13 protein-coding genes are annotated in these 14462 nt (G+C 44.0%); 6 read left to right on the forward strand and 7 right to left on the reverse strand.

All coding sequences use genetic code 11. The features are described from left to right. Nucleotides 1-37: 37 nt before the first annotated feature. Together AC5JPY_RS05045 and AC5JPY_RS05050 are read right to left on the reverse strand one after the other, a co-directional pair. Complete coding sequence (locus AC5JPY_RS05045) at nucleotides 38-595, reverse strand: DUF3833 domain-containing protein (RefSeq protein ID WP_443525838.1); 558 nt, start codon at nucleotides 593-595, stop codon at nucleotides 38-40. 149 nt (nucleotides 596-744) lie between these two features. Next, complete coding sequence (locus tag AC5JPY_RS05050) at nucleotides 745-2109, reverse strand: MFS transporter (RefSeq protein ID WP_493852289.1); 1365 nt, start codon at nucleotides 2107-2109, stop codon at nucleotides 745-747. Between the two features lie 699 nt (nucleotides 2110-2808). Here AC5JPY_RS05050 and uvrA point away from each other — a divergent pair. Next, complete coding sequence (gene uvrA, locus AC5JPY_RS05055; RefSeq protein WP_493852290.1) at nucleotides 2809-5715, forward strand: excinuclease ABC subunit UvrA; 2907 nt, start codon at nucleotides 2809-2811, stop codon at nucleotides 5713-5715. A gap of 319 nt (nucleotides 5716-6034) precedes the next feature. Then, nucleotides 6035-6304 carry a hypothetical protein gene (locus AC5JPY_RS05060; RefSeq protein ID WP_493852291.1) on the forward strand — a complete coding sequence of 90 codons (270 nt, stop codon included), beginning with the start codon at nucleotides 6035-6037 and terminating at the stop codon, nucleotides 6302-6304. 128 nt (nucleotides 6305-6432) lie between these two features. Here the strand turns inward: AC5JPY_RS05060 and AC5JPY_RS05065 are convergent, their stop codons facing one another. The 3 genes from AC5JPY_RS05065 to AC5JPY_RS05075 all read right to left on the reverse strand — a co-directional run bounded on the left by AC5JPY_RS05065 (nucleotide 6433) and on the right by AC5JPY_RS05075 (nucleotide 8662). Continuing rightward, nucleotides 6433-7344, reverse strand: coding sequence for a response regulator (locus tag AC5JPY_RS05065; RefSeq protein WP_493852292.1), 912 nt, complete (start codon nucleotides 7342-7344; stop codon nucleotides 6433-6435). A 3-nt stretch (nucleotides 7345-7347) separates the two neighbouring features. Further along, complete coding sequence (locus tag AC5JPY_RS05070) at nucleotides 7348-8178, reverse strand: sensor histidine kinase (RefSeq protein WP_493852293.1); 831 nt, start codon at nucleotides 8176-8178, stop codon at nucleotides 7348-7350. Nucleotides 8179-8380: 202 nt separating this feature from the next. Further along, nucleotides 8381-8662 carry a DUF503 domain-containing protein gene (locus AC5JPY_RS05075; protein WP_493852294.1) on the reverse strand — a complete coding sequence of 94 codons (282 nt, stop codon included), beginning with the start codon at nucleotides 8660-8662 and terminating at the stop codon, nucleotides 8381-8383. Between the two features lie 130 nt (nucleotides 8663-8792). On the opposite strand from AC5JPY_RS05075, the gene AC5JPY_RS05080 reads away from it, so the two are divergent. From AC5JPY_RS05080 to AC5JPY_RS05095, 4 genes are all read left to right on the forward strand, one after another. Beyond that, nucleotides 8793-9581 carry a threonine/serine exporter family protein gene (locus AC5JPY_RS05080; RefSeq protein ID WP_493852295.1) on the forward strand — a complete coding sequence of 263 codons (789 nt, stop codon included), beginning with the start codon at nucleotides 8793-8795 and terminating at the stop codon, nucleotides 9579-9581. After that, nucleotides 9582-10034, forward strand: coding sequence for a threonine/serine exporter family protein (locus AC5JPY_RS05085; RefSeq protein ID WP_493852296.1), 453 nt, complete (start codon nucleotides 9582-9584; stop codon nucleotides 10032-10034). It begins immediately after the preceding gene. Nucleotides 10035-10210: 176 nt separating this feature from the next. Then, nucleotides 10211-11566, forward strand: a complete 1356-nt coding sequence (gene gorA, locus AC5JPY_RS05090) for a glutathione-disulfide reductase (protein WP_493852297.1) — start codon at nucleotides 10211-10213, stop codon at nucleotides 11564-11566. Between the two features lie 249 nt (nucleotides 11567-11815). Beyond that, nucleotides 11816-11977, forward strand: a complete 162-nt coding sequence (locus AC5JPY_RS05095) for a hypothetical protein (protein ID WP_319051467.1) — start codon at nucleotides 11816-11818, stop codon at nucleotides 11975-11977. 52 nt (nucleotides 11978-12029) lie between these two features. Here the strand turns inward: AC5JPY_RS05095 and AC5JPY_RS05100 are convergent, their stop codons facing one another. Continuing rightward, a complete protein-coding gene (locus AC5JPY_RS05100) occupies nucleotides 12030-12653 on the reverse strand; it encodes a GNAT family N-acetyltransferase (protein WP_493852298.1) in 624 nt (207 codons plus the stop codon). 86 nt (nucleotides 12654-12739) lie between these two features. Then, nucleotides 12740-14383 carry an FAD-dependent oxidoreductase gene (locus AC5JPY_RS05105; protein WP_493852299.1) on the reverse strand — a complete coding sequence of 548 codons (1644 nt, stop codon included), beginning with the start codon at nucleotides 14381-14383 and terminating at the stop codon, nucleotides 12740-12742. Between the last annotated feature and the right edge of the window lie 79 nt (nucleotides 14384-14462).

A 14462-nucleotide genomic window follows, 5' to 3' on the forward strand; every position in this document is an offset into this window, starting at 1 on the left:
TGACAATAGTTACTTGACAATAGTTATTTGACAGTAGTTATTTATCAGTAGCGTTTTGACGGTGCATACTCAGCGTCACACTGCCCAGCTCCACGCCAAACTTTGTCATCACTGAACGATTGAGCATGACATCTTCATTGATAAGATACATCCAATCGTCAAAATTGACTTTATAAGTCTTGTCTTCGACAGGTAGCTCTAATACATAGTTCCAATGCAACGTATTGCCTACCACCTCCCCTGTTGCCGCGCCTACGACGTCTCCAGCGGTACCAACCCAGCGACCGTCTGATTGTTCAGTCAGACGCCATATGCGCTGAGACTTTGTGCCATCTGCCCATGAGAACTTTTCATTTAAGACGATGACATCATCGCCTTCATGAGTTGCATCGATGTCGACATAAAAACGTTTTTTGACGTCACCATTGCGACCTTGGAACATTCCCCAACCCTCAATTTGACCTGAGAAAAACTCATGCATATCGAGCGTCGGCGTCGTGTTCTGATAGGCTTGAATATTCTGTGTCGCACAGCCAGAAGCCAATAGCGTGGCTGACAGTCCAAAACCCATCGCTAGCTTTTTAAACTTACTCATATCAATTCCTTGTAAATAGAGATAAAGGGTTAATGTCTACTTACTCATAATGGCCATCTATAGGAGTATTGTCTACTCAGCGCTGCACATTTATCTTCGTTTCTACAATAGTCTCGCTTCTACGAATTTATGAGTCTATAAATAACGTACTAAAGATCGAGTGGACTCTGTGCCAAACTTGACAGCTGCTGACGCGAGTCGTCCGTCAATTGCGTCTTATCTAATTTTAAATAAGCTACCTGCTCTTTTGCCATCACGACCAGCTCATCAACGCCATCTACCGCGAGCATTTGACGTGACCACTCTTGGATATTGATGTTTTTGGGTATCGTCACTGTCGTACTTGATAAATAAGGCGGCTGCGCAATCGGAAGAATGATCAATAGCGCGGCGCCCATAATGATAGCCAAGATACCCCATGCCAATAAGTTCGGCTGGTTTAGAAGTAAACCACCCATCGCACCGCCAACGAACGCACCAAAGAACTGACTCGAAGAGTTAAGTCCCATTGCCGTTGCTTTATTGGCAACTGGTGCACGCTTAGAAATCCACGAAGGAATCGTCGCCTCAAGCAAATTAAAGCCCATAAAGTACAGCAGCAAACCCAAGATGATGCCGACACCAACCTGACTGCCCAGCGCAAGTAGCGCCAATGCGGCGGTCATTAGCGCTATCGCTGCCAAGAACACCTGACGCATTTTGCGCTTCTTTTCGGCAATGATGATAAAAGGTATCGCGATTGCAAAACCAATGAACAACAGCGGCAAATATACCAGTCCTTGCTGACGTACTGATAGCCCCATCACTTCGCTCAGCTGATGCGGCAGTATGACAAATATAGCCGTCATCGTTAAATGCAAAGCAAAGATAGCCATATGTAAGCGGTTAAGATCGCCAATCTTGAGGACAGTTGCCAGTTGCTGACCGATGGTTTTATTGTCTAGATTGTGTTTGAGCACACGCATCGGTGTTGGCACGGCAAGCAGCAATAACATCGCCAATACAGCAAACCCTGATGTCAGCCAAAACAGCCCAGATATACCGAGCGAACCGACTAACAATGGACCAAAGGCAAAGGCAAGCATGATAGAGGTCGCAATGGTCAGACCCATGGTCGCCATTGCTTTGGTGCGCATCTCCTCGCGAGTCACATCGGCTAATAGCGCCATCAATACCGCAGAGACCGCACCACTACCTGCTAGCGCCCGTCCAATAATTACCTCATATATGTCAGTCGCATTTGCCGCAATTATCCCGCCGATGGCAAACAATACCAATCCCAAAAATATAATGGGTTTACGCGGGAACTTATCAGCAGCAAGGCTCATTGGTATCTGAAAAATAGCTTGCCCCAAACCATATATACCGACTGCCAGCCCAATCAAAAACGGCGTCGCATGCGTATAACTGCTCCCATAAACAGAGAACACTGGCACAATCATAAACAAGCCAATCATTCGCAAGGCAAAGATACCACCGACCCCGAGGATTGCCCGTTTCTCTATGCTATTCATAATTGCCTCACTGGTTGATCACTGCTGGTTTTTCGCTGCTGGCACTTTTACTACACCATGATTTATCACTACTGGTTTATCAAGGCATCAGCCTACAAATCAAGCCCCCTAGTATAAGACATTCGCCGTTTGGTTGCCGAGACTTTTGGTTTTTTGTGCTGACGCTACTATTCAAGCGAACAGACCTTAGAGACGGCTCACGTTCAAGCCATTAATATTACAAGATTATTTTGTTACTAACTGCATCATATACCTTATTACACCTTGAATAATGCTGTCGCCATGACAATAAAGTAAGGCGTCGTAAACGTTATTAGCGATCGACTCAGACGATAATTTAAATGACAAACCCCTTCAAAAAATGACACTTTTGGTCAAAACCATAACAAACGATGCCTGTTACTTAACAGGGATTTGATTTAGATTTGCTTAGACGCACAAGGCAGATATACAGAATCAATTGCCTCGCGAAATAAATAGTAAGTAACCATATAAAGCACTGGTAGTCAGCAGCGAAACTATTAATAGTAAAATTATAAGTGGTAGCACAATTACAAACTGAAAACTTATTCGCATTTTCAACCAACCACTGCATATCTTTAATATGCCACTATCAAATAAACATTGTATTGATCTGTATTTAGCTTTTTATTTGACATATTTTCACTCCCCTTTTAGCAAATAGGAAACCCATAAACGATGGCACATGACCATATCGCAATACGCGGCGCACGTACTCATAATTTAAAAAATATTGATTTAGACATTCCGCGAGATAAGTTCGTGGTAATCACAGGATTGTCTGGCTCTGGTAAGTCTTCATTGGCTTTCGATACCCTCTATGCCGAAGGACAACGTCGCTATGTTGAGAGCTTGTCAGCCTACGCACGTCAGTTCCTCTCACAAATGGAAAAGCCTGAAGTCGATAGCATCGAGGGTCTCTCCCCTGCGATTGCCATCGAGCAGAAATCAACCAACCATAACCCGCGCTCAACCGTCGGAACGATTACTGAAATTTACGATTATTTGCGTCTACTCTATGCCCGTATCGGTACACCCTACTGCCCTGAACACGGCGAGCCAATGGTCGCGCAGTCGGTCACCGAGATGGTCGATCAGGTCATGGCATTGCCAGAAGATACCAAACTCATGATCTTGGCACCGGTGATTCGCGAGCGTAAAGGTGAGCATACCGTCTTGCTTGAGCAGCTGATTGGTCAGGGTTTTGTGCGCGTACGCGTCGATGGCGATGTGTACGACACTGATGAGCTGCCGACCCTCGATAAAAAGAAAAAGCACACTATCGAAGTGGTGGTCGATCGCTTTAAAGTCCGTGATGATTTAGGTAACCGTGTCGCTGAAAGTTTAGAGACGTCGCTACGTTTAGGTCAAGGGCTGGTCACGCTACACTTTATGGATGGCAATCCAAAAGAAGGTGGTGACGATAACCAAGTCATGTCAGCCAAGCATTCCTGCCCTGTCTGTGATCGTGCCGTACCTGAGCTTGAACCGCGTATGTTCAGTTTCAATAACCCATACGGGGCGTGTCCAAGCTGTGATGGTCTGGGCAAACGCCAGTACTTCGCCGCTGAAAAACTGATTACCCATCATGAAAAATCACTCAATCAAGGTGCTATTAATGGTTGGGACAAACGTCATGCCTACTATTTCGGTTTGCTTAGCACGGTCTGTAAGCATTTCAAAATCGATATGGATATGCCGTGGCAGGACCTTGCCAAAAAGCATCAAGACATCATCATGCATGGCTCTGGCAAAGAAAAGCTCACCTTTAACTTTACTGATGAGCGCGGTCGCAAAACCAACAAGACCGTACCATTCGAAGGCGTGCTGCCTTACCTAGAGCGCCGTTATGCTAAAACGCAAAGTAACCTCGTCCGTGATGAGCTGGCCAAATACTTAGCTGATACCACTTGTAATGTCTGCGATGGCGCGCGTCTGAACGAGATCTCACGCAATGTGCGTGTTGACGACCAGACCATTGCTGACATCGTCAAGCTCTCTATTGGCGACTCTGCGGAATATTATAAAACGCTAAAGATCGGCGGTCATAAAGGCGAAGTCGCGGAAAAAATCTTTAAAGAAATCAATGAGCGCTTAAACTTCCTCGTCAGCGTTGGTCTTGATTATTTGACCCTTGCCCGCTCTGCCGAAACATTATCAGGCGGTGAAGCACAGCGTATCAGGCTTGCCAGCCAAATCGGTGCAGGTCTCATGGGCGTCATGTACGTACTTGATGAGCCATCAATAGGTCTGCATCAGCGTGACAATGATCGTCTGCTCAAAACCCTCACGCGCTTGCGTGACTTGGGCAATACCGTACTGGTCGTTGAGCATGACGAAGATGCCATTCGCCAAGCGGATCACGTGATCGATATCGGTATCGGTGCCGGCGTACACGGCGGTCATGTCATCGCTCAGGGTACGGTCGATGACATCATGGCAAACAAGGAATCGCTCACTGGACAATATATGTCTGGCAAAAAGCGCATCGAAATTCCAGCCGTGCGTCATAAAGCCAAAACCATAGATGTGGAAGTCAAAGGAAAAGCCAAAGCGAAAAAAGCCCCGATGAACATCGAGCTAAAAGGTGCATCAGGTAACAACCTACACGATGTGGATTTAACTATCCCTGTTGGTATCATGACCTGTGTGACGGGCGTGTCAGGTTCGGGCAAGTCAACCTTGATTAACCGCACTCTCATGCCATTGGCAGCGACACAGTTAAACAACGCCTCAACGCTGATTGCTGATAAGTTTGAAAGCATCAGCGGTCTTGAGCATTTGGACAAGATGGTCGATATCGATCAAAGCCCTATCGGTCGTACACCGCGCTCAAACCCAGCAACATATACGGGCGTGTTCACCCCTGTGCGTGAGATGTTTGCTCAAACGCAAGAAGCGCGCGCTCGTGGTTATAAGCCGGGTCGCTTTAGCTTCAATGTAAAAGGCGGACGTTGTGAGATGTGCCAAGGTGATGGTCTCATCAAAGTTGAGATGCATTTCTTGCCTGATATGTACGTGCCATGCGATACCTGTGAAGGCAAACGCTACAACCGCGAAACCCTAGAGATTCACTATAAAGGTAAAAGTATCGCCGAAGTGTTGGAGATGACTGTCGAAGATGCGACTGAGTTCTTCTCAGCGATACCTGCGATCTATCGTCGTCTGCAAGCGCTCATGGATGTCGGTCTTGGCTATATTCGTTTGGGTCAGTCTGCACCAACGCTGTCTGGCGGTGAAGCGCAGCGTGTCAAACTGGCACGTGAGCTTGCCAAACGTGATACAGGACAGACGCTCTATATCTTGGATGAGCCAACCACGGGCTTGCACTTCCATGATATCTATAAGCTGCTGCATATCCTGCATACCCTACGCGATAAGGGTAATACCATCGTGGTCATCGAGCATAACCTCGATGTCATCAAAACGGCGGATTGGGTGATTGATCTAGGCCCTGAAGGGGGTAAAGGTGGTGGACTGATCATCGCTGAAGGTACGCCTGAGGAAGTGGCGGAAGTGAAAGGCTCATATACGGGTGAGTTCCTAAAGCCAATGCTTGAGCAAGGGTTAAAAGACGTGAGCTAAGACAAATTAGTGAATAGTTGATAAAAGGCTACTCTTTATAGGGTGGCCTTTTTTTGGCTGGTACAAAGTACTGTACACGCTCTGAGCTGCAATTCTAAATCGTTATATCTGTATTAGACCAACACCCATGTTGATTTGCTGCGTTACCTTTCTTAATCTTTATTAAAGATACTTAAACGTTGATTGTATTAATATTTAAATAGTTAAACATCATGCGCAAATGTACACGATATAGAAATATCTGATTAAGAACGATATGGCACGTACGAATTGATGCTATTTGCTCTTGTACAATCTCTAAACCCTTTAAGGACTCTTTATGAAAAAATTAATGTTCATTATCTTGGCATCTACTGTTGGCGTTAGCGCCTGTGCGTCAAGCGGCACATCAAATGGCGCAAGCGATCGCAACCATCAAAGACCTAATATGTCAGCAGACATGAAACAAGCTATGGATGACTGTGCTAAACGTATGAATGTAAAAATGTCTCATGATAGTCGCCCAAGTAAAACTGATATGAAAAAAATGGAAGCGTGTATGAGTGCGAAAGGGTACGAGAAACCTGAAGGTCAAGGTCGTCGTCAATAACCGACAATGTTTAGATACTCATTGATAAAAGGCTACTCTTTAGGGAGTGGCCTTTTTTTGTTGGTTAGAGAATAACTCAGAATACATTCATGGACAGATACGATAAAAAATTTAGTTAAAATAAAAGATTAATTGTCTTTCACCTGTTCATCTATAAAGGATTTAAAAGTTTCTAGCCTATCATTAGAAAAAATCAAGCGTTCAAAGTGTTTATTTGATAAAAATATTACTTTCTTATTCGTCCGAGACTCTCTGATAGCCTCAAGGAAAGCTGTACTCGTAAATCCTCCAGACGTAGCTATAATACCAAACTCGGATAAGTTAGCAGTGGTTTCGAGCTTGTTTTTGAAAACAATGAACATGTTCTTATCAACTTTAGTCTTTGGCATATTTTTGCATTCTATAAGAAAATATTTGCCAAATTTGCTCAAAAAATTATCTTCAACGTCATTCCTAACTATCAAGTCAACTTCATTGCGAGATTTATCGACATTGCGTCTATTTATCTTATCGAAACCCATACTATTGAACAATAATGCAACGAACTGCTCAAACTTAACTCCTTTCCTGTAGGTATCTTCAATATTTTTACATTCAGCATAATTTTCTAACAAGGCATTTTGCAGACTATCATCAGAGCTAAAATACTCGCTATGATAACCTACAATTGCACGCACGACATTTGAAGCAAAAATGTGAAAAGAATCCTTATCTATAGTGTCTATAACCTTACCAGACAGAAGCATTTCTTTGAAAGAGGAATAAAATTCATCTGTGAACGCAGACGTAATCAAAATTTTAGCAAATGGATTAAATTCGATTATTTTTTTAGCTATAGATATTCCATCTATATCATAATCATCCATCCTCAAATCCAAAATAGCTAAAGAATAGTAAGAGTTTTCCACTTTATCTAAAATGTCACTTTCTTCATGTGCTGTAAATATGTGGTACTCATTATCAAGAGTAGTGGATAAATGCCTTTCGAGGTTATCCACTTGAGCCTTCTCATCGTCTATAATTAGAATACTCTTCTTCATTATTTAAGTCTCCAACCTTAAAGGCAACATTATTGTGAAACACTTAGTGGTTTTTTTATTATGAACATCACTATATATTATACTTCCATTATTTGAAACACATAAATGTCTAGCATGATACAGACCTATACCGGTACCCCCAGTTGTAGAAAACCCATAGTCAAAAAGGCTACCTTTATCCTCTTCTCTAACTTCTTTTCCATTATCACTAACCTTTATAATTAGATATTCGCTTTCAACGTACGCATTTAGTTCTATTGTTCTATCAAGAACACTTCCCACCTCTAGTGCTTTGATAGCGTTCACAATAAGATTGTTGAGTAATTGAAACATTATATTAAAAGGTATATAGAATGTCGCATCAACGCTACTATCTACCTTGAAATTGATATCTAATTCCGCAAGTGAGCTTCTATTGATGATATTTATAGCATTTATCAAGTCTGAAAACTCACAGCTACTATCTTCGTTATGAACGACAAGTTTAGAAAAATCATTTAATGTAGTACGTATAAACTCCACGTTCAGTCGAATAGTCTCAAGCTGATCATCAGTAATACTTTCCGCGTTACAGGTACTTACTACTCCATCAATTGAATGAACATAATTTTTTAGGTCATGTCTAGCAAAGTTGCTCAGTAGTGAGAGATGGTTTGCATGACTCTTTGTTAGTGAGTCTAAAGTATGGCGAAAGCCTTCAAGCTCCTCTCTCTGCTTTTTCATCTCCTGTCCATGCTTATCTAATTTTTCATTCAAGATTTGCTTTTGAGTCTTCGGAGAATGAAAAAGAGGTTTAGCAACTTTTTTTCTATTTTTCTTATTACTTTTCGGCATTTATTATATTCCATTGTTAGTTTTTATATATTCTCAAAACGTTGAAAATGCCACCTCTTTTCTGAGTTAGTATGAAGTGAATACTACCTATCATACTTGATAACAATCAACCATTGAATAACAATTACCTTAATACGTATTTCTACTAAGGTTGTACCCTTTACCTTTAGTAAATCAAAGACTGGAGACATTAGTTTCTCAACTAAATAAACTCCTTCTCAATATTCATCACCCGTGCATCTACCGTACGTTCTAGCTTTTCTTCAATCTGACTACATTGCGACTCGACCTCACGTTTGGACAGTCCAACGATCACAAACGTCCATTCACTGGCATGATGGTTGTCGCGCTCGCCGCTCTCACAGACCGCGACGCTTGGCGTATTACCAAAGCGCGCGTGCAAGCCGCCCATGCGTTGGCGCTTTTCTTTTAGTGAGCCGCAGCCGGGCAATGAAAATGTCAATGTCAAAATAGCGATATGCATTTTATGCTCCTTGCCAAAAAAGCTTATACTCTATCGTATCACTTAATGGTATTTCTGATATTGTATGCGCGTCAGCATCCAGACCCTTTATAATAACGTATCAATACCAATCAACATGCGTATCTAACTCATGACCTCTATCAGCTACGTAAAGCAGCAGCGCATTACTCGACTATGCGTGCGCTGCGGCTTACTCCTTATGCAGTATGGCGCTGAGTCTGCCGTGGTGGTGGACTTATCCAAACGCTTGGGGCTTGCGCTAGAAATGAACAGCGTCGAATGTTCGCTGAACTTTAACGCCATTACCCTGACCACCATCTGCGATGAACGCTGTATTACCACCACCCGAGACACGATCAACCAGAGCATCAATGTTAATTTATTGGTACAGATACAGCAAATCGTTAATAAAACCGAATCCATCGTAGATAGTATCGACTTGATTGACCGCACGACGATTGCCTTTGATGAGTTGGATAAGACCGTGTATCCAACATGGCTAGTCAGTATATTTGTTGGTGCCTCATGTGCGGCGTTTGCTTATCTGAATGGCGGCAGCTGGTCGATTACAGCAGTGACCTTTATCGCTGGTATGGTAGCGATGTTTACTCGTATTTATTTATCCAAGCACCACTTTAATCCTTTTATCACTGTTATTGTCACCGCTTTTATTGCATCCTTAATTGGCGCGACGACCTATTATTTTGATATTGGCAATAATGCTGATATTGCCGTAGCCTCTAGTGTGTTACTACTGATTCCCAGCTTTCCGCTGATTAACTCTTTATCCGATATCTTAAAAGGCTATGTCAATATTGGCGTTGAGCGTGCGGTCTTTACCTATATGCTGACCTTATCCGCGTGCGTCGGTATCGTGATGGCATTGGTGTTGCTGCGCATACAGCACTGGGGGTTTTAGATGTGGTTTATTGAGACCGTCGTACTGTCATGTATCATTACCCTTGGCTGGACGCTGATGTTCAGTGTCCCCAAGCGCTATATCTTGCCGTGTCTGCTGATGACGGCGTTTGGCTTTGGGCTAAAGACAGCACTGGTATATCAGCATGTCCATCTGGTGATCGCCAGCTTTTTTGGGGCGATGCTTGCCAGCTTTTGGGGGGTGTATTTTTCTAAGAAATATACCTTACCACCCAAAGCCTTAATCTCACCCAGCGTCATCTGTATGATGCCCGGTATCGCAGCATATAAGGCAATGGTCAGTATGGTGCAGATTGGCTATTTTGGCTTCTCTGACGAATTGTTTAGCCAAATGATGGTGTACTTGTTTGAAGCACTGTTTGTGACTTCAGGATTGGTATTGGGTTTATCCATTCCGGGGCTATTGTTTTATAGACGGCGCCCCATTGTTTGATAAATGTGGTCAAGTATATAGACCCTAGCCTATTCCTAGTTATGTGCTGTCCGCATGTAGGCTATTTGCCATGCCTTCAGCACAAAAAACTTGTAAGATGGATAGCACAGATAGCATGACCCGTTATGCTGGCATCTAAAACAATACGTACAACAACTCAGTAAAGAGACCTTATTATGACCAAACATTATGACTATATCGCCATTGGCGGCGGTAGCGGCGGTATTGCCTCAATCAACCGTGCAGCCAGCTATGGCAAAAAGTGCGCCATTATCGAAGCCGACCAGTTGGGCGGTACTTGTGTGAATTTGGGCTGCGTCCCCAAAAAAGTCATGTGGTATGGCGCGCAAGTTGCCGAAGCCATTCATAAATATGCGCCAGACTATGGGTTTGATGTCGATGTCCGAGATTTTGACTTCCAAAAGCTGGTACAGAGTCGTCAACAGTATATCGAAAATATCCACCGCTCTTATGACAATAACTTGGCCAAAAACGGCGTAGAAGTCATCAAAGGCTTTGCTAAGTTTGTTGATACCAATACCGTAGAGGTCAATGGTGAGCTCATTACCGCTGATCATATCTTGATTGCGACTGGCGGTCATCCTATTCGCCCAGATATCAAAGGCACAGAGTACGGCATCGATTCTGATGGCTTCTTTGCATTGAGGCATTTGCCAAAGCGCGTAGCGATTGTGGGCGCTGGATATATCGCTGTCGAGATCGCAGGCGTGTTAAACAGTCTGGGCGCTGAAGTGCACCTGTATGTCCGTCAGCACTCACCGCTGCGTGCATTTGATCATAGTGTGGTAGAGGCTCTGCTCATAGAGATGGAGCAAGACGGTATACATTTGCATACCAACACCACGCTGACCGAGGTTCATAAAAACGAAGATGATAGCCTGACGTTATGTAGCAAAGACGGCAGCCTAGATACGACAGACTGTCTGATTTGGGCGATTGGACGCGCACCATCGACTGACAATATCAATTTGCAAGTGACTGGCGTTGCAACTACCGAGACTGGCAAGATCAAGGTCGATAAGTTCCAAAATACCAATGTTGAAAACATCTATGCCGTTGGCGATATTATCGAAGACAGTATCGATCTGACCCCAGTAGCGATTGCCGCTGGTCGCCGTCTATCCGAGCGTTTATTTAATAATAAACCTGATGAGCATTTGGACTATACGTTGATACCGACCGTGATCTTTACCCACCCTGCTATCGGTACGATTGGCTTGTCTGAGATTGACGCGATTGAGCGTTATGGCAAAGAAAGCATCAAATGCTACAAATCAACATTTACCTCTATGTATAGCGCAGTGACTCAGCATCGTCAAAAATGCATGATGAAACTGGTATGCTTGGGTGATGAGGAGAGGGTTATTGGTCTACACGGTCTTGGGTTCGGTGTCGATGAGATGATTCAGGGTTTTGCCGTCGCGATCAAGATGGGCGCGACCAAAGCTGATTTTGACAATACAGTCGCTATTCACCCGACTGGTTCAGAAGAATTTGTGACAATGCGTTGAGCGCTAAGCATCGAGCACTATTACTCATAATCTTATTGAATATAAAAAGGATACCGTTTGTGCATCCTTTTTATATTCTGATAGCCGATATCTCTATTTTTTAACATCAAAAAATACAGATAGTAAATACAAAAGAGTCACTTACTGACAGTACAATCCCAATACTGCTATGATGCGATGAATACTAACCGTTGAGAGATCACTGTGTGGCAGGTGTACTTATTTATATTGCCGATTGGCATCGGAATCATGACCTTAGCAGCGAGCCTATTGTTTTTGTTTGCTTATCTGATGTCTGATGACAATGCCACGCGCTTGCCAGCATTTAACTGGTTCAAGCGCTTGATCATTGTGGCATTTTTACTATTAAGTTTGGGGTTGTTTATGACCTTTGGACACTTTTGGGGTTAAATGAGGCCTTGATTTTATTGTCGTTTCAAGTGACTTGTTGCTAGACCTACATTTAGCTCACTATCTTTTCTAACTCCAACAGCTCTAAGTCTTCACGCTTGGGCTCGCCATTATTACCATCGTTTGGAAACGGCATTTTATTGCCATTGGACTGATAACCGCGGCGCTGATAGTAAGCCAAGAGCTCAGGACGATGGCTCAAGATCGACATGGTCAGACGACTGGGCTGGTTCTGTGACTGCAAGTGTCGATCTGCAAAAGTCTCTGCCGCTTGCAGAATGATGTTCCCTATGCCCTGCCCTTGTAACTCAGGATGTACCGCAAACATACCGATATAGGCTTTTTTATTAGCGTCAGCATCCGTTTTGATATCGACAGCGATACAACCAAGTAGCTCGCCCGTCTCTTCTGCCTCACGCTCGCCTGTTGTTGTTTTTGGATAAACAAAGTAATAGTGGTTAGGGTCATTGATAACGGCAGCAAGCTCGGCTGACGTGGTTCTAATACCACCAATCAAATCTGCCTCATTGGTCCAGCCTGCTGTCTCGCGGTAGCAGCGATTTAATAAGCGCTCAAGTGCAGCGATATCATCCAATTTGGCTTCACGTAGAAATACAGATTCTTTATCGGAAGAGTCTATATGTATGTTACTGTTATTTATATTATTTTCGCTCATATTATAATTTCCCTTTTTACTCATATAAAAAAACTGGCTTAGTTCCCTAAGCCAGTCTAAATATTAATACGTATTGCTTTGTAGTACTAGCGCGATAATACCTGCGCTTGCTCAATAATATCAAACCCTGCATTGAGCTGCGCGCGCGTTGGCGCATGGCCACGGCGCAATAGCTCAGAGAAAGCGACCAATTCTTTGTCGCGTCCGAGCGTGCTCGCTGCGCTAGCTCTTGTGTTCTCGCTGTCGTCATCGAAGTAATATTCGATATAGTCGAGCGTATCTGGCGTGCCAAATAGGATACTGTGCTCTGGTGTCTCGGCATGACCACTATAGCGTAGGCTCTTGCCGTACTGCATGGTCCAGAAGAATGGAATGCGCGCCTCCAATGAGTCGACATTGTCATCACCTAATATAGCAGCTGCCGTGACCATGCCGTGCTGCAATGCTACACGCCAATGTTCGATGCGCATACGACCCATTTGATTGCTAGCTTTGGCAATGTCGCCTAGCGCATATACCCCATCGCGCAGCTGTAGATGGTCATCGACCTGTACACCATCTGGGTCATTAACCTCGTTCAGTATCTCTGTGCGCGGTGAGACGCCAGTACCCAAGACCACGATATCGGCATCAATGTGCTCACCACTCGCTAGCGTAACACCGCCCACATGTGAAAAAGCTTCGTTATCTTTGTCTTGGTCAGCTTGACGGTCAATCTTGGTAATTTCATTGACGGTGGCATCAAATACAAAGTTGATGCCCTTTTCTTCATGCAGTTTGATCAGTGCATTACTCACAGTCTCCGATACGATATTGCCCATCACGCGGTCGTCTTGCCCAATCACCGTAATAGAAGCAGCCGTACCCGCCTGTGCTAATGAAGAGGCAACCTCCATACCGATGAAGCCTGTACCAATGATTACCACGCGCTGATCATGACTGGCCGCTTTAATCAATTTGGCATCTGCCATGCTACGCAACGTGTAGACGCCATCGACATCTGCCCCAGTAATGGGCGGAATGCTAGGTGATGCACCTGTCGCCACCACCAAGAAATCCGCAGTCTCTCGCTCGCTAGTGCCGTTTTCATTTTCTATGACGATGGTCGCCTCATTGGGCAATACTTCGCTGACCGTTTGATTAAGTCGCAACTCGATATCGTTGTCTTTGGCCCACGCTGCGCCGCCTAATAGCAACTTGTCTTCGGCCATATTGCCAGCTAAAAATGCTTTTGATAGTAAGGGGCGATTATAAGGTGCGGTATTTTCTTTGCTAATCAGTGTGATTTTGCCGCCATAACATCCATTACGTAATTGGTTGGCTGTCATAAATCCTGCACCGCCGCCACCTACGATAATGGTATGAGTATCTGTGAGCTGGTCGTTATCTATCGATTTTTTTATCTGAGCTGAAGTATCAACGGTCACATTATCACCGTCACTGGTGAGCTCATACTGAGTCAAACCTTCTGTTGCTATCGGCTCTAATAATGATCCGTCGCGGGTATCAAAACTTGCATGATGCCAAGGACAGACGACTCGGTTGCCGCAGCGCAGACCGTTGCCCAAATCTGCACCCGCATGCGGACACTTGCCATCAAATGCACGGAACTCATCGTCATCACGCGTGATTAAAATGATACTATCGTCTTCTTGTTTATAAGATTTCATGCCACCACTTGGAATATCAGCTTTACTAATGGTGACTGTGTTGATCATCGCCTTGGTCATAATGCTTCCTTAACAGTTATAATAATGTCCTAATAACAGCGCATTGAAAATGACCAGACCGAGCCTGACAATTTCAACT

Source organism: Psychrobacter sp. H27 (assembly GCF_059072655.1).